At 36.9% G+C, this 15,166-nt stretch carries 21 protein-coding genes; 4 read left to right on the top strand and 17 right to left on the bottom strand.

Annotation, left to right across the window (positions count from 1 at the left end; genetic code table 11):
- Positions 1-2: 2 nt before the first annotated feature.
- From KHA94_RS00385 to KHA94_RS00355, 7 genes are all read right to left on the bottom strand, one after another.
- Positions 3-752 carry an MBL fold metallo-hydrolase gene (locus KHA94_RS00385; RefSeq protein ID WP_213100200.1) on the bottom strand — a complete coding sequence of 250 codons (750 nt, stop codon included), beginning with the start codon at positions 750-752 and terminating at the stop codon, positions 3-5.
- Positions 753-757: 5 nt separating this feature from the next.
- Complete coding sequence (locus KHA94_RS00380) at positions 758-1,663, bottom strand: RecT family recombinase (protein WP_213100199.1); 906 nt, start codon at positions 1,661-1,663, stop codon at positions 758-760.
- Positions 1,664-1,800: 137 nt separating this feature from the next.
- On the bottom strand, positions 1,801-2,004 hold the full coding sequence (locus tag KHA94_RS00375; RefSeq protein WP_213100198.1) for a hypothetical protein: 204 nt from the start codon (positions 2,002-2,004) through the stop codon (positions 1,801-1,803).
- A 15-nt stretch (positions 2,005-2,019) separates the two neighbouring features.
- On the bottom strand, positions 2,020-2,178 hold the full coding sequence (locus tag KHA94_RS00370) for a DUF6906 family protein (protein WP_213100197.1): 159 nt from the start codon (positions 2,176-2,178) through the stop codon (positions 2,020-2,022).
- Entirely contained in the window at positions 2,175-2,780 is a 606-nt protein-coding gene (locus KHA94_RS00365) for a hypothetical protein (RefSeq protein ID WP_213100196.1), read from the bottom strand. Before KHA94_RS00365 ends, KHA94_RS00370 begins: the two co-directional genes overlap by 4 nt.
- The gene (locus KHA94_RS00360; protein ID WP_213100195.1) at positions 2,780-4,291 is read right to left on the bottom strand and encodes an AAA family ATPase; all 1,512 of its coding nucleotides are present in this window, start codon (positions 4,289-4,291) and stop codon (positions 2,780-2,782) included. Before KHA94_RS00360 ends, KHA94_RS00365 begins: the two co-directional genes overlap by 1 nt.
- Positions 4,292-4,459: 168 nt before the next feature.
- Complete coding sequence (locus KHA94_RS00355; RefSeq protein WP_213100194.1) at positions 4,460-4,720, bottom strand: hypothetical protein; 261 nt, start codon at positions 4,718-4,720, stop codon at positions 4,460-4,462.
- A gap of 178 nt (positions 4,721-4,898) precedes the next feature.
- On the opposite strand from KHA94_RS00355, the gene KHA94_RS00350 reads away from it, so the two are divergent.
- On the top strand, positions 4,899-5,333 hold the full coding sequence (locus tag KHA94_RS00350; RefSeq protein ID WP_213100193.1) for a helix-turn-helix domain-containing protein: 435 nt from the start codon (positions 4,899-4,901) through the stop codon (positions 5,331-5,333).
- Positions 5,334-5,551: 218 nt separating this feature from the next.
- Complete coding sequence (locus KHA94_RS00345; RefSeq protein WP_213101225.1) at positions 5,552-5,842, top strand: helix-turn-helix domain-containing protein; 291 nt, start codon at positions 5,552-5,554, stop codon at positions 5,840-5,842.
- A 251-nt stretch (positions 5,843-6,093) separates the two neighbouring features.
- On the opposite strand, the gene KHA94_RS00340 is transcribed toward KHA94_RS00345, so the two are convergent.
- Both KHA94_RS00340 and KHA94_RS00335 read right to left on the bottom strand, forming a co-directional pair.
- Complete coding sequence (locus KHA94_RS00340; protein WP_213100192.1) at positions 6,094-6,735, bottom strand: replication-relaxation family protein; 642 nt, start codon at positions 6,733-6,735, stop codon at positions 6,094-6,096.
- Positions 6,722-7,846 (bottom strand): FtsK/SpoIIIE domain-containing protein, encoded by a 1,125-nt coding sequence (locus KHA94_RS00335; protein ID WP_213100191.1) that lies wholly within the window; start codon positions 7,844-7,846, stop codon positions 6,722-6,724. The genes KHA94_RS00340 and KHA94_RS00335 overlap by 14 nt, the downstream gene beginning before the upstream one ends.
- Positions 7,847-8,233: 387 nt before the next feature.
- Here KHA94_RS00335 and KHA94_RS00330 point away from each other — a divergent pair, with 387 nt between their 5' ends.
- A complete protein-coding gene (locus tag KHA94_RS00330) occupies positions 8,234-8,437 on the top strand; it encodes a helix-turn-helix transcriptional regulator (protein WP_213100190.1) in 204 nt (67 codons plus the stop codon).
- Positions 8,434-8,871 carry a hypothetical protein gene (locus KHA94_RS00325; protein ID WP_213100189.1) on the top strand — a complete coding sequence of 146 codons (438 nt, stop codon included), beginning with the start codon at positions 8,434-8,436 and terminating at the stop codon, positions 8,869-8,871. The genes KHA94_RS00330 and KHA94_RS00325 overlap by 4 nt, the downstream gene beginning before the upstream one ends.
- Before the next feature lie 35 nt (positions 8,872-8,906).
- Here KHA94_RS00325 and KHA94_RS00320 read toward each other — a convergent pair whose 3' ends face one another.
- The 8 genes from KHA94_RS00320 to KHA94_RS00285 form a co-directional block, all read right to left on the bottom strand.
- Entirely contained in the window at positions 8,907-9,614 is a 708-nt protein-coding gene (locus tag KHA94_RS00320) for an N-acetylmuramoyl-L-alanine amidase (RefSeq protein ID WP_213100188.1), read from the bottom strand.
- Positions 9,611-9,856 carry a hypothetical protein gene (locus KHA94_RS00315; protein ID WP_213100187.1) on the bottom strand — a complete coding sequence of 82 codons (246 nt, stop codon included), beginning with the start codon at positions 9,854-9,856 and terminating at the stop codon, positions 9,611-9,613. Before KHA94_RS00315 ends, KHA94_RS00320 begins: the two co-directional genes overlap by 4 nt.
- Positions 9,856-10,161, bottom strand: coding sequence for a hypothetical protein (locus tag KHA94_RS00310; RefSeq protein ID WP_213100186.1), 306 nt, complete (start codon positions 10,159-10,161; stop codon positions 9,856-9,858). Before KHA94_RS00310 ends, KHA94_RS00315 begins: the two co-directional genes overlap by 1 nt.
- Positions 10,162-10,209: 48 nt before the next feature.
- Positions 10,210-13,377 (bottom strand): siphovirus ReqiPepy6 Gp37-like family protein, encoded by a 3,168-nt coding sequence (locus tag KHA94_RS25785; RefSeq protein WP_249365246.1) that lies wholly within the window; start codon positions 13,375-13,377, stop codon positions 10,210-10,212.
- 1 nt (position 13,378) lies between these two features.
- The gene (locus KHA94_RS00300) at positions 13,379-13,729 is read right to left on the bottom strand and encodes a hypothetical protein (protein ID WP_213100185.1); all 351 of its coding nucleotides are present in this window, start codon (positions 13,727-13,729) and stop codon (positions 13,379-13,381) included.
- A 3-nt stretch (positions 13,730-13,732) separates the two neighbouring features.
- Positions 13,733-13,897 carry an XkdX family protein gene (locus KHA94_RS00295; RefSeq protein ID WP_213100184.1) on the bottom strand — a complete coding sequence of 55 codons (165 nt, stop codon included), beginning with the start codon at positions 13,895-13,897 and terminating at the stop codon, positions 13,733-13,735.
- Positions 13,898-13,899: 2 nt separating this feature from the next.
- Positions 13,900-14,346, bottom strand: a complete 447-nt coding sequence (locus KHA94_RS00290) for a hypothetical protein (RefSeq protein WP_213100183.1) — start codon at positions 14,344-14,346, stop codon at positions 13,900-13,902.
- A 16-nt stretch (positions 14,347-14,362) separates the two neighbouring features.
- A partial coding sequence (locus KHA94_RS00285) for a hypothetical protein (RefSeq protein ID WP_213100182.1) occupies positions 14,363-15,166 on the bottom strand: 804 nt, incomplete at its 5' end.

The raw sequence follows: 15,166 nt of genomic DNA, 5'->3' as shown, positions 1-15,166 counted from the left end.
GACTACACCACCTTTATTTCATAATCTTTTTCTGCTTTATATCCCTTTTTAGCTAGTGCCCTCATTACAGTCATTTGAGCCAGCATAGGCATGTTATTAGAGCTTGATAAGTGTGTTAGATATATTTGTTCTCCTTGTCCATTAACAAGCTTAGAAAGTGCCTCTGCGGTCTGTTCATTCGATAAGTGTCCGATATCAGATAGAACCCGTGCTTTAACACTGTCGGGATAACTAGAGTTTTCAACCATTTTCGGCTCGTGATTTGCTTCGATAATGTAGATCGTAGAGTATTCCATGGCTGATAGCATTTCGTTATCTACATGGCCTGTATCTAAGCATATAGAGCATTTATTACCGTCAAAGTCTTGAACTACATAACCGAGAGGATCATGGGCATCATGGTGTGTTCTAAACGATTCAATATAAAATCCTATCGGCTCTAAATCGACGCTGGAACCGCATTTGATTTTGTTTACTATTTCATCATCCACACCTTGGATAGACTTCCATTCCTCTTCCCCTGCATAGACAGGGATTCGATATTTGTTAGCAAGGGGTAATCCCTTTATGTGATCACCATGGGCATGAGTGATAAATATAGCTCTAACATTCATGGGCTGGATGCCGACCTCTACCAATCTTTTATCGATTTTCGTCTTGGCAATGCCAACGTCTATGAGAATAGTATTTTTGCCCGAGGTCAAAGCGATACAATTCCCGCTTGACCCCGATGCTAGAATGTCAACTTTCATAGAAATCAATCCAAAATATCAGCATCAGCAGCATTTGTATTCTGCATGTCATAATGCATATCCAATAGTTCATTAAGCCCAATAATGTCTGCTAATGACGGATTATCACCAATGTGAGGTGCATTTTGAGAAATATAATCCTGCATACCTTTTTTAGTAGTAATTCCGAGCTTTTTAAATTTAGCTTTCATTTGATCTTTGGCAGCTTTTAGCTTTTCTTCTTCTGGATCAATTGGCTGTGAATTAGGTTGGTCAATTACCTGTTGATTTGGTGTAATATCTTTTCTTTGCTGTGGTTGATACTCTGGAATAGAATTAGCTACATCACCTTGATTAATCGTTTCATCCTCAAATTCAAGTCCATATTGTTTTTTAAGCGCGCGCTGCTGAACATGCTTTCCAAACATATCGCTTGTCCACTTGTTCCAGTTGTCTTTGTTCTGACCAGTAAACATATGGGCCACTTCTTCAATATCCATAATTACTGTTACAGGTCGATGACCGTCACGATAAGCGATTGAATAGGCACCGATTATTTTGCCCCTTGGAAATCCGATTTCATGAAGAACAACTTCCATTTCTTTTGTTTCCTTGTTCATTGCAATTCTGAATTCATCATTTTCATGAACCATTTGAGTATCAGGTGGTTGGAAGCCTTCTTTTTCTCGAGCCTTTGAAAGATAAGCTTCTGCAGCAAATTGAATGCGAGCTGTTTGTCCGTACTTAATGAAAAAGATTTCATTTTTGAATGGGTCTAAACCATAAGATGCTGCCTTATGAGCGAATAAAAGAAATTCTTGATCATTAGCAGTTGGAGCAATTGAAGTGCGAATAACTTCTAAAACTGCTGGTGCAAATGCTTCTGTAATTTCAGGTGTTAATGAAATAGTGCTTAATTGATTTTTGGACATAAATTATTCCTCCTGTTAATCTGCTATTTTGAATTGAAAACCTTTAACTTCTATCAAGTAATCTTTCAAATTGGATAGCCTGTCCTATTTGCTTGAGTGATAGATGGATGTTCGACATCAGGCAATTTGCTAACCTCCTATTTCCTATTTCTACGACGAGACTGATCGGCAATTTTCTTACGCTTTTTACGACGGGCTCTTTCTTTAGCTGGAACATAGGTGTTAGGTGCGCCATTGCCCTTCATTTCTGCGAATTCACGAGCTGTGCCAGCATGACGAGCTGCACGCATTGCATTCATTTTTTCTTTGACAAACTGAATAGGATTTTTGAAAGTAATCATTTAAACATTTCCCCTTTACATATTTGATGGAATTATTTTTACCGTTCCTTCTTCTCTATGAACTAAATGCAATTGACCATTAATGTTTTTAAATACAAGCCAATTAGCAGGATTTAAACCAGCTGCAAAGACTGCTTTCTTTTGATTGCGAGTGGGACGTTTACCAGCTTTCATGACGATTCACCTTCGCCTAATTCAGCAGCTTTGTTTTGCAAACTCTCCAACATCTTAGGAATGTTGAGTCTTTGGATGATGTCCACGGATAACTGCTCTTTGAGATTATTCTCAAGTGCCTTAACAACGGTCTCCTCTGCATCTTTTCGAGCTGTTTGAATCATAGAGCTCACCTTTCCAGTTAACTCTTTGGCCAAATAATTTCGAATAAAATACTCACTAATGGAAAGCTTTGCATCCCTGTCGTACTTAGCTTCCCTTCCGTTTTCATCAAGGGACTTTTTGGTTAGATGTTCTTCGTACTTCATTCCGACATATTGACTAATTGGGATATACTCAATATCAGAAGACCAATATCCTCCTTTTTTATGAGGGATTTGAAGTTCCTCAATTTTTGATTCAAGCGTTTTTTCAATGAAGCTAGATGCCACCCGATCTGCGATCTCTTCAAGTTTTTTACTTAATTCAGCAGTCACTTTTCTCTCTACGTTAGAAATCAATTTATCTTGTAAACTGCTTATTACTTGGCTCTTAATAGTTTCATCAAGGTTACTTTCTTCATCTATCCAATCAAGTTCTAACTCGACTTTTATTACTGCCATTACCTTTCAACCCCTTCGATTTTTAATTCTTGCCCTGCAACAACACGGGATAAAATCAACTGGCCAGATGGCTCCTTAAACTTAGTGATCGATTCAGCGTTATCTACAAAAACAGGTGCAATAATTTCGCTTTGCTTTGACAAGACCTCACGCAATTCAAGACCAGCCCTAATTCCCTCAGAAAGAGAAAGCTTTTTGTATTCCTTGCCATCCATCATAATTTCGAAAGTAGGCTTAATCTCGCCATTCTTTAGCGTTTCAAATAGTTTGATAGATAGAGAGTCGAATAAGGCTTGTACTTTTTCTCCTTGCAATTCGGCTTCTTTTGCTTTAAAAGCTTTGATCGAATCAAGGATGAAGATAGAGAAATTTAGAGAATCGAGCGTTTCCTTTTCATCTGCTATAGCCTGGTTGACTTGCTCCTGCAATCTTTCAAATTGCTTGTGATTGCTAATTTCACGCTCAATCGGATTTATTTTTTCTTGTATTTCTCGAACTTTTTCTAGCTGCTCAGAAACATCTATGTAGTCAAGTCCTGCTAGTTCTGTTTCTAAATCTTTTCGCTGTATAACAATTTGGTCATATCGTGCTTTAAACTCTTGGATCCTCTTTTGTTTGTCTGCTTCTGCAGCTTCCAAGGATTCATCTTTCAAAGGTTGTTTACATACTCGGCAAGTATCTTGAATTTCCTCTGCTTTTAACTTTTGAAAATCAACTTTCATCTGTTCACGTTCAGACAAAAGAGAATTAATTTTTGATTGTAATCTATTAATGCGGCCGTTGTTATCTCCTGCTGAATCGGTAACATTTTCAATCTCGTTTCTTTCTTTTACTAGTTGAGCAAGTTCAACTTTCAAGGAATCAAGAGCAACAGAAGGTTTTAGATCTTCCAATTGTTCTTTCAAGGTCTTTGTCCGACTTTGTGCGGCTATATGCTGTTTATCAAGTTTTGTTTTACTTTCCTTATGAATCTTTTCAATATCAGATAGACAATGTTTTTTTAATAGGTTTTGAAGTTCTAAAGCTTGTCCATCCGGCATATGCTTTAGTACTTCCTTATTTACTGGAGCAGTAACGTAATTCAATAGCATTGCACGCTGTTTTTCCCAATGGAGTGTAAAGAAATAATTCGGATTAAATAGTGAGAAGAACAATTCTTTATCGAAAAGTTGATCTACAATTTCGTTGAATTCTCCTGCTTTGCTCGGAACTTCATTGATGATATATTTTGTCTTTCCCTTTTTAAGCTCTCGACCTAAAAGGACTTGTTTCCCATCCACATCTAACAAAAGTGAAACCATTGTTTCTTCTGCCTCGTAAGTCACGGGTGTAGGATCAAGCTTGCTATTTAATGCATCTGTACCGTATACTGTCCATGGAATAGCATCTAATATTGTGCTTTTACCTTTTGTGTTGTCTCCCGTGATCTCTGTGCGCTCGCCAAAGTTTACAGTTAGGTCACGGTGGCTTTTAAAGTTTATTAGATTAAGAGAAATGAATTTAACTAACATTTTTTTGCACCTCACAATATTTTTTTGTAAAACAATTACTTCCTCTTATTTACCATCACATCACCCCTTTCAAGTTTTTTGTCTGCGTGGTAATCACCGACTACTACACCAACAACAAATGTAAACAGTGAGAATAAGTACGCTTCTAACAAATTTATCCTTCCCCTACTATTTATTGATACGTTCTCGTATCACTTCATCCAAAAAAAAGAACTTTTCAAATGGTCCTTTAAATGCCGCTAGTACTCCTGCTATAAATGCAGGTCCTGGTGTGTTGTGGCGATGATCATCAACTGGTAGTTTCGCTCTCCAAATTTGAGTAACCGAAACACCAATGGTAGCCGCTAGTTCGGTATCATTTGCTATCTCATGGTCAATAGCGGCTTTCATAAATTCCTTTGTATTAAGTCTTATCACATATCTTTTCATTCTAGTAAACTCTCCTTTCTTTCTAGCTATTCGACCTCGTAACACAACTATATAACATTATGATACGAAAACGCAATACTGGTAAAAAATAAAATTGCGCGTGCGTAATGTTTTTTGTTATAATGAGGATACTAACAAACAGTAGTAAGGAAATGTAAATAGGGTGGAGGAGTATGATATGAGTATTAGTTTCGGTGAGTTTATTGCACAACATAGGAAGTTAAGTGGTTTCAAATCTCAAAGGCAATTAGCAGAAAAATCAGGTGTTTCCTCAGCTACAATTTCTAGGATAGAAAGTGAAATACAAAAACCAGAAGTGGATACGTTAAAATCACTTGCTTCACATTTAACTTCTACATCATTTGTAGAGCTTATGGTTGTTTGTGGTTATTGGGATAAAGAAGAGTTGTTAGAGGATAATTTAACAGTTCAAGAATCTATTGAAACATATGTAAGTGCCAAAGATAGTAGTGAAGAAGAATTTGTTGAAAAAATAGATTTAACTGACGAAGATCTCCTAAAGCAATTTGACTTAAGGATTGATGGGAGAAGTTTAACCAAGGGAGAAGCGAAAGGGATTATCGCTTATGTTCGTTCTTTGAGGCAGATGTAGCTTTTGTATCGTTTATCATCAGGATTAATTGAATAGCATCGACACCTAACAACTTTGCAAGCTTAATTATGTCTACAGGTTTTTTCATCGATATTCCCCTCCATGATCGTAAAACGTGTCGTATTGCAAGTGTTTTTACACGATTCGTGACAACTATATCTCCATACCCCATTCGTTATATATATTGTTCATAAGTAGCTTAAGGGGAATGGTAATTGATGTTGACGCAAAGATTAGTTGAGTTAAGACTAAAACATGACCTTAAACAAGAGGATATTGCAAACTTACTAGGCGTAGCTAGAACAACATACGCAATGTACGAACAAGGTAATCGAGAAATGGATTATCAACTATTAATAAAGCTAGCTGATTACTACAAAGTGTCTCTCGATTACCTATTCGGCAGATCCGCGGTACCAATTCATCCTGGTAGTTACAGCGAAGACGAAATTGAATTTATGGTGCGGTCACTTGGTCTTTACAAAGAAATGAAAACTAAAATGAAATAGCAGCATATTCCTATGGAGGAATATGCTTTTTTCTTTTATTTCCCTAATAGGTTCCAATTCATTATATAAGAACACTCGTTCCGTTTCAATACTGGAATTTTAGATTATAGGAAAATTTGATAAAAATTAGTGTCTTTTTTATGTCTATTCCTTCTCCCATACAATCCCAATCATATACAAATTTCCTAAAATCCACTTTAATTATAAACCTTATCCAATGAATGGATAGAAAATCATATAAAATAATTAGATTAACCTATTTTAATTTTAATACCTTCCATTTTTTCAATATTAGTGGAAGCACTCTCCTTTTTTAGACCCCTTACAAAATGACTAAAAGATGGGGATTGGAATACCTGAAACATGTTGCCACTATCAAGAGCATACCTTTGATCAGACAATATTAAGACGTGTGGAAACGGTTTAGCCATGATTCCAGCATTGAACAAATCGACATATCGATCTATCTTATCTTGCATCTGCTTATCTGAGTAGATGCTTTTTTGCACTTCAATAAAGAATCCAGTGTTCCTAAAGTTAAGATATGCATCTGGTTCGACAATCCCCTTGCTACCATATTTCGGCTCAACCAGGAATGTTTCAATGTGGCCGTGCTTTCGAATCTCTTTATAGGCATTTAAGATCGCTAGGAAGTGTCCTATCTTTTGTGAGTTTTTCTTAATCTGAGTATCGGGCCCGAAATAAAGATACGGTGTGTAAGAAGTAGATCGCTGAATTTGCCCGTCTCTTAATAATCTGAGCAAAACATTATTAGCAGCATACTGAGGATTTTTTAAATTAGAGAAATGAAGCTCGGCAATTGAATCTCGGTCCATCACTCTGAATTTATTTAAGTCTTTAATGATTGCTTTATCACGTTTAGTTAACATCATTAAACACGTCCTTTTCTGTGAGTTGTGGAATTTCCTCATTGACTTCTTTCACTGGACCTTTTGCAACGACAAAGGGATTGAGTAGTTTTTTTGCTTGTTCCATCGTTAGGTAGGGAGCCTGTAGCTCGTAAAGTTTATCAGCGTTCATGATGAATCTGCCGCTATGCTCAAGATTGTGGGCATTAGGAGTATTTACTATTTTTGATTCCATTGCATCCCTCAATTTAAAGCCCATACTTACAGTTAAATTCGCTCTTATTGTAGTGTCTAATACTTTTGCACTCGGACGTTGCATTGATAGAATTAAGAACACTCCAAGCGTTCTTCCGATGGCTGCTGTTTCAGTAAGAATATCCATTATCAATTCATCTTTTCTTAACATAACAAACTCATCAATGCAGACAACCAAATATGGCTTTCTATGCTCAGCTGGTAGATCATCCACATGACTAACCTCGAACATTTCCGTTAAGTTGCTTCTTTCGTCTAATTCCTTTTTGATATGGAGCAACATCTTTTGAATATCTCTCGCGCTACTGTGGACACATTGCACATGCTCGACTTTTCTAAATAAATGAAACTCTGATTTTTTACAATCACCCAGGTACAATTCTAATTCATTTGGTTTTTTCGTTTTTATCAAAGTTGTTAAAATGGAACGCAACTGTGTGGACTTACCGCTACCAGTTTCCCCAGCTATTAATATATGAGGTTGCTTTAACATATCAAGAGTGACGTACTCGCCTGTGCGGTCCATCCCACAGATGATAGGAAGTGATAAACCGTTGCATACCTTACTGATATCAGCAAACTTATATTTTAGTGTGGAAGGCATCGATCGGTGATAAACAGTCAAAGTAAATTTCTTATGATCTCCATCAAGGTCTACATTTTTACCAAAGTGCTGAAGAAATATATAATCTTTTTTTGTAACCATCTTCGGATCAAGACCATTCGGTAAATTGAAAACGATTTGCGCACTATATTCGGTTGTTCTTACATGATTAATCTTTGGAAAAATTGGTCGCTCATCACTTCCAAGATAAATACCACCTGATTTAAAAGTCTTAATCAATTTCCTGCGTATTTTAAGGCTTTCTAGCCAAGTCATTTTAACCACCCGATAATCGCGTTTGTCTCGATAAAATAAACACCAGCTGCCATTGCTGCTAAAGGTATGGCAATCATCAAAACGTTCCCCATAAAATGAAATCCATAACTTTCTAGAGTCTTATCTAGACAGGCTAATAGAATAGTAGCGCCTCCAGTGATACGAGCTTTTTACTTGTACAAGTGCACTAATGCTAAACAGATGATAATGTTGCGAAATAGAAAATTAAAACAGATGATTTTACTGTTTTGCTTTCGTGTTAATAGCCTATGGGCGATTGACCTAAAACTTGCCTGTACCGCACAAAATTATTGTGCAAAAATCCAATATTTATTTGTGAAAGGAAATTCTAAAAGTTTGTAGAATTGAATATAAGGGTGATAGGACATGGTAACAAACAACTTAGCAAAGATAATTAAGGAGTCTCCATATAAAAGGCCTTATATTGAAAAATACATGGGGATAAGCAGAAATACCTTATCTAATTGGTGCAGAAGTGTATCTTATCCATCTATTCCACAATTATTGAAACTTGCAGCATTATTAAACGTATCTATGGATGATATCTATAAATGGGAGGAAGAGAAGTGAAAAAATTACTTTTTGCATTTTTAATGTTAAGTCTATTTTTATTTAGCTGTAGTTCAGAAGAAACGACAAAACCAGAATCTGAAAAACTAACAGAAGAAGCAGCAAGCAAGGAACCCACTCAAGAGGAGTTAAATGAAAAACTTAAAAGCGAGGCTGTTAAAGCTGACTTTGTGAAGTTAAATGGTGATGAAGCAGAAAAAGGATTAAAAGTGCATGCAGTTGGTAAAGTCAGTGTGATTGCTGAAGATGGCATATTTAGAACATTTACTCTTACAACCGAAGAAGGAGAAGGGTTTGGAATGTATTCAATTTTGGATGTACTGAAAGAAACAGAATATGCTGAAGGTGATACTGTAAAAGTGTATGGCTCATATGATGGTAAAGATGATTTAGGCTTTCCACAGATTAATTCAACTGTAATAGAAAAACAATAATACTAAGCCCCTCTCTATGAGAAGGGCTTTTTATCTTATTTCTGCTTCTTTTCAAGTTCCTCTACTCTTCTAGCAAGAGGAATAATTGCAGACCATAAATACATTCGGTTAACCTCTCCAAACGGATCATTACCATCTGTTATTCTCAAACGAATAGCTTCTTGTCTAATTTTTTCTTGTTCTGGAGTTAGTTCACTCACTCCTTCTTTTTTCTTCAAACCGAATGCCTTCACAATACCGTTTGCATGACCAAGAGCAATTTTTTCAATATAGGTTGTTTGTTTAAGCTTAGCTGCATCATTAGCGTTATCAATAAATCCACATTCTGTCAGTAATGCTGGCATGTTTGATTCGCGAAGCATATGGAAGTTAGCTTGTTTTTTCCCACGATCATGGAAATCAACCAGTTTCATAACCTCTTCGTGGATTGCATTTTGATAAGCAGCTGTCGCACCGCCTGTACCAGGATAAATAAAGTCCTCATATCCTGTTCCACCACCAGCGTTAATGTGGACGGATAGTAGGAAGTCTGCACACCATGCATTTGCCATATTGGTTCGTTGGTTTAAAGATAATGTTTGGTCTGTCTCTCGACTTAATTTTACTTGAGTGTTTTCATATTCTAGGAGTAAATCTCGAATACGTTTAGAAATTTGCAATGTTAGATCTTTCTCTAGCAGTCCATTCCCAACTGCTCCCGGATCTGTACCGCCATGCCCTGGATCGATAAAAATCTTTGTCATTTCTTATCACCTTTTTCAAAAAGGTTCTTAGTACTGCTGTATAGTCCACTTGCAGATAGACCAAGCATAAGACCAACTACAATCCCCTCTTTTACATCGGCTGAAACATAAAAGATGCCAAATAACAAACCAAAAATAACCGCAATAAAAGGGCTGTACTTATCAGATAAGCCGCCCCTTTTAAACAACTCTACTATACCTAAAATAAGTGGAATAATCGCAACATCATAGATTTCAAACATTATTTATCAATCTCCTTTTCTAAAGCATCAATTCTTTTATGTGCAGATTTTACACTTTCATCTATTCGAACAACTTCTTTATCTGTTTCAGTCCACCGACGTTCACTTGTTTTTAAATCTACTGCAATTGTATTTACAGAATGATTAATGTTATCTAGTTTTGTCTCTATTACAGCGTTTCTTGATGCATCACTTTTAACATCTTTGTCTCTATTACGATTAAATGTTAAAAACGTAATTACCGCACCGAGTAAGGTACAAAAAAGACCAATCGCTGTTACTAATACTCCTAAATTAATTGTCATGAATACACCTTCTTTTAAAAAAATTAAAAAGGACTGATATTCAGCCCTCTATCTCCTAACTTCCCCGCTGATCTGGGAAAGCTCCTGCTTTATTTTCTTGATCAGTGTTGGTCTATTATTGCCAAAAACAGCCTCAATCCTAAATCCATTAGCTTCATAGATTTCTTTTATTTCTGTTATTCTTGCATTGAGTGTCACTCCCCAATCAACGTTCTGGACAGTGACAATATCACCAAGATCATAGTCCTCTTCATACACAAAAGTGCTATGAGTTAGAATCTGTCCTTCCAGGTATTCTTCCTGCAAAAATTCCTGTAGCTTCTGATTTCCACGATTGGTTAAGTCTCTAATGATGTCTTTCTCAGGACGCTGTTTAGGTGGATCATCTTCTGTTTCTTCGGCAACGTCTCGAGCGTCAATAAAGACTTCTCTCCTAAGTGCGCCTGTTGCATCTCCAACAATGATAACTCTCCTTTTCACACCTTCACCCTGACCAGCGACATAAGCCACATTTCGATAGTTAAGTTTGCTTTTCACATACTGCATAGACTGGATCGATTCAAACTGTGGAGAGAAAATAACAGGCGGAAGAATGTCTTGATCGGCTGTTAAATCTCTACCTTCTAAAACATCAAACACCCATTTTTTATTTTCCAAATCAAGATTAACAGTCCAACCCAATCCAGTGATAAGGGAAATCTCTGCTATTTCTTCTGCCAAATTCTTAAACCGTGATTGCCAAGAAATATTTGCCCCTCGATGTTGGTTAGGTGCTAATGTAACCTCCAGACGCTTCCTATTTACATCAACTGGATTAACCGCATTGTTATTGACATAATGCTTCATGACTTCTTCTGAACTTCCTGACTTATTGTCATGTGATGTATGGCTTGGCGGCACAGTTATTTTTTCAGATATGACAGCTTTTAAATGGAAGCCTTTAATCAACCAATTCTCTGTTTCTTTCCCATTATCGTCTAGCTCTATTTCTTGATGGAGAATCATGAAAACCTTATTCATCTGGGCTCCTACAAGGATAAGATTTCCTTCCTGCAAATGCTCAGTATGGTTTTTATATCTGTTTATCCGCATGTCAAAATCCCCGATGCCGTGCCAGCTACGGGTAAACATTAAAGATTCATAGTTGTCAATTTCACCAAGCATTTCCATGGATGGAGATAAGATTCGAATTGATTTTCGATATTTACGGCCAATTGGTGTAGTGGTCTGAAACTTGTCTAAAACTGCCTTTGCAGAAGAACCTATTTTTCTAAGGTGTGAAGAGACTTCTACTCTATTATTATTTGTGTAGATTCCTACTCTACTAGTAATAGGTTTGATATGAGTTGAGAGAGATTTGTTAATCTCTTTGGATATAGATGTGGTGACAGCCTTACTAAATGCATCTATCTGCCGATTATACTCTTTTCCTGCTGTCGCAAGAGCGTTGATGTTTTTTACGTGTGTAGTTAAGTCAATGTTATATTCTTTAAATGGTTCTTCATAAGATATCTTAACACCTTCAAAAGTAAGGTTTGGTGGTATAGTTCCAGAAACTGTTGAGTTAGCCGTGATCGTGGACTCTACGTACAAAGGGAAGTTTACAGCTTTATCACTTATCCTTAATAACACATCGTTTCGGTAGTAATATACTCGATCCTTGGTAATAGCTATCTTAAATATATCTCCCTGAACTGCATTGGTTGAGGAAGCCAGAGATGTAGATGTCCCCTCGTTTATATACCAGTAAGATCCACTTACTCGAAGATTAAAGTGGACATCTGCATAATTCTTATTATAAAAATCTTTAGTTAGATTAGATACTCCAACGCAGTACTGCCCTGTACCAGGATAAATGAATTCTATAACCGCTGGCCCTTCTAAGAACTGGCTTGGATGACTGTTCCCTCCTGAGGTCCATCCAGCTGGTGCTCCTGAGGCTTTATACATACCGTTGTTTTCAGTTTCTACCCAGTTTGCTCCTCCAGACCATTTAATAAGCTCTGTTTGCATTTCCTTGCTTGGGGGAGTTCCGGTTTTAAGATTCTCTATATAGGTTGCTTGATCGAATAAAAATACATAGCAGGTATATTCTGTATGGTCCGGTAATTCGTTACTTGATGTCATAAATAATTGGCCGTTTATATACCATACAGCCTTCTTATTTAGTATACCAACCCCATACCTTATTTCGGCTGTTTGCGGTTTATCAGTGTAGTCTCTTTGCTCTTTTGTTACCTGATTTATGGCTCTCATTAATCCCCAGTAAACATACCACTGGTAATCCATATCTGGATAAAAACCCACTTCTTTTGAGGTTGGTTGAAGACCTATCACAAACGTTTTCTGTAAATAAGAAGTGGGGACTGTAAACTCGACATACCTATTTTCATTAGAGTGAAATTTTTCTCTTAGAGTACCGTAGGCATTCCAGTCACCATTTCCAGCTGTTCCCCCTCTAGTTAACCTTCCTAGAGGATGTACAACGCCTCCATTTTCTCCGGTTCCATTTCCGACTGTTAATCCTTTAACATTTACTAATGCGGCAGGTAATCTGTCTTCTACTAACCATTTTTGATGAAGATACTCTTCAATCTGCATCTTATCAGCTTCAGATATTCGACTAGGGAAGATTAATATCTCAGATATTTTACCGTTAAAATAGTGAGCATTTTCTTTATTCGAGCCAATTGCAAAATCTCTATAAATTCCGGATCCCGTTAGGGCTAATGCTTGAGTACCAACATGTCCTTGATTTCGATAATAATCTATCTTTGAATTAAATTTCCATGCCCATGTTCCTATTTGTACTCCAGTTAATACCCTACCTAAATTTGAATAGGTGTTAGCGTTCCATAGACCAGTCCATGAAGTACTACTAGTGACATGGTACAGTCGATGTCCCACAGTACCGTATAAACACTGGTTTGCTGTTACCGTTAAGGACTCATATACAATGAATATTGTGGAGTCCCGACTAGTATCTGGAAGTGATCCCAGTAACTCTTGTGAGGTACCATTGAATACAACTGACGGTTTATTATTTAAACCATGCTTCTTAAATGTGGGAGCCTTGCCAGCAGGGGCAGAGAGGAATAATCCCTCTCCTCTGGCATCATCCCAATGTTCTACATCGGCATCGTTTTGCAGTTCTAATGTACTGGCATCAAACCAAGCTAATAATCCTGTTATTTCTAATGGGCTTTTAATAGCCATATTAAATCACCTGTGGTACTTGAATGTTAAGTGTGACTGCAAGTTTGTCTGCATCAACCTCAATTGTCACAGTGGCAAAAGTTTCAGACACAAGAGGAGTACCACCAATTGCAGCTTTATACAGCTCAGCCTTTGCTATTTTTTGAGGTTTTGTCTCGAAATCAAGACCTGTTAATCTTAATTCAAGAGTAAGAGTCTGTGCTCCTTGTTCATGCAGCCACTGTACTCTCGAGTCATCAGTTTTAACTCTCATGATTTCCGCATTAGTATCACTTTTTAAAGAAATGTAATTCCAATTTGTTTGTATATAATCACGTAAATCCTGATAAGCAGTACTAGTTATTTCAGCCATCTCCTAGACCTCCTGTTCTACTGGATAAGGATTTCCGGTGATTTCTTCGAATTGTTCTGGTGTAATTTTTCCTGTTTTAACAAAATTCCCAACATACATTCTGCTTTCTGGATCATTGTTGTAAAATCCACCGTTATAATATCTCTTAATGAAATCAAACCAATCCATGTTTATAAAACTCCTTTCAATGTTAATTCCATGACTAGTGCGGCATGATCTTCCGTGGCTTTATTAATTTTCTCTTGTTCCATTGATGATTCAACAGCCATCATAGCCAAATCTGTTTGTATTTGCTCTTTTTCTGTATGATCTCTGTTTTTGAAACTATCTAATTCCATGCGAAGGAAATGATTGTCCTTTTCAAGCATTTTGATTCTTTCATCCGTGTTTTTTTTCAGGCTTGATTTATTATCCACAATATCAGGCGGAAGGGTATCGCCTTCTTTAAATTCTCTTTGATCGTCAGTGACTACTAAGTTTAAAAGAGTAAAGTCAATACCGCCCAATTTACCGCTACTCCCGAATAATATGTGTTTCTTAGATTCATCGATTTCTATAATGTCAACAAGTACTCTTAATATAGTATTGTCATCTTTTAAAATTAAACCTTTTAGCATTTAGTTACCTCCCTCCTTATGTTATTCCGAATACTTGCCCACCTCTATCTACTTGGAATTTGGTAGTTGCTCCTGTTATTCCGTACAAAAGACAGTCAATAATAGCACCGTTGTAAGCATTGAATGGAATATCGGAAGACTCTCTGACTGTCCCTTTAGGATTGTAAACAAAAACAAAAGAAAATTCTCCAGCATGTAGCATTGTTCTTACTTTTGTAATTGTAGCCTCTCCTACACGACCTCTTGTTTGTGTAAAATTAAATGCTGGTGTATTAGCACTGTAACCTTCGGGACTCACCTTAGTAAAATCCACTTTTACATTGTTCACGTCTACAAACAAGCAATTTTCAAAACTACACCATTCGCCTACAGTAAGACCATCAAATATTCCAGAATGAAACCTTGTGAAGTTTTGGATACGAACCTTACACCTAATATGTTCAAATTGAGGAACTAATTCATGAGCGTTGTTAAAGTCGAAAACAAACTCACCGCCCCATTTATATTCCACTTTCCACTCTCTATGGTTAGGTGTTAAATCGGGTGTTAAATCTACCCCAGAGCCTATATTGAAAGTACGCTTTCCACCAAAAGTGAATCTTTTCCACATAGACATAGCTTTACCAAAAGTTCTAAAAGCTGTTGCCTCTGATAATCCATCGTTATCGTCGTTACCATTAGCACGCACATAGTAAGTTAAATCAGCAGGATTGTCATCTATCTCATCACCTGCCATCGCACCGATCATTTCAGGTGTAATTTCATCAGGACCACCCTTTCTATGATCATGTGCATGCTGTTTCATATGTGTGGGTGATGC

The organism is Cytobacillus citreus, from assembly GCF_018343665.1.
Lineage (GTDB): Bacteria > Bacillota > Bacilli > Bacillales > Cytobacillaceae > Cytobacillus > Cytobacillus citreus.
The sequence above is the reverse complement of the archived record's forward strand: the minus strand, read 5'-3'. Positions and strand labels throughout refer to the sequence as shown.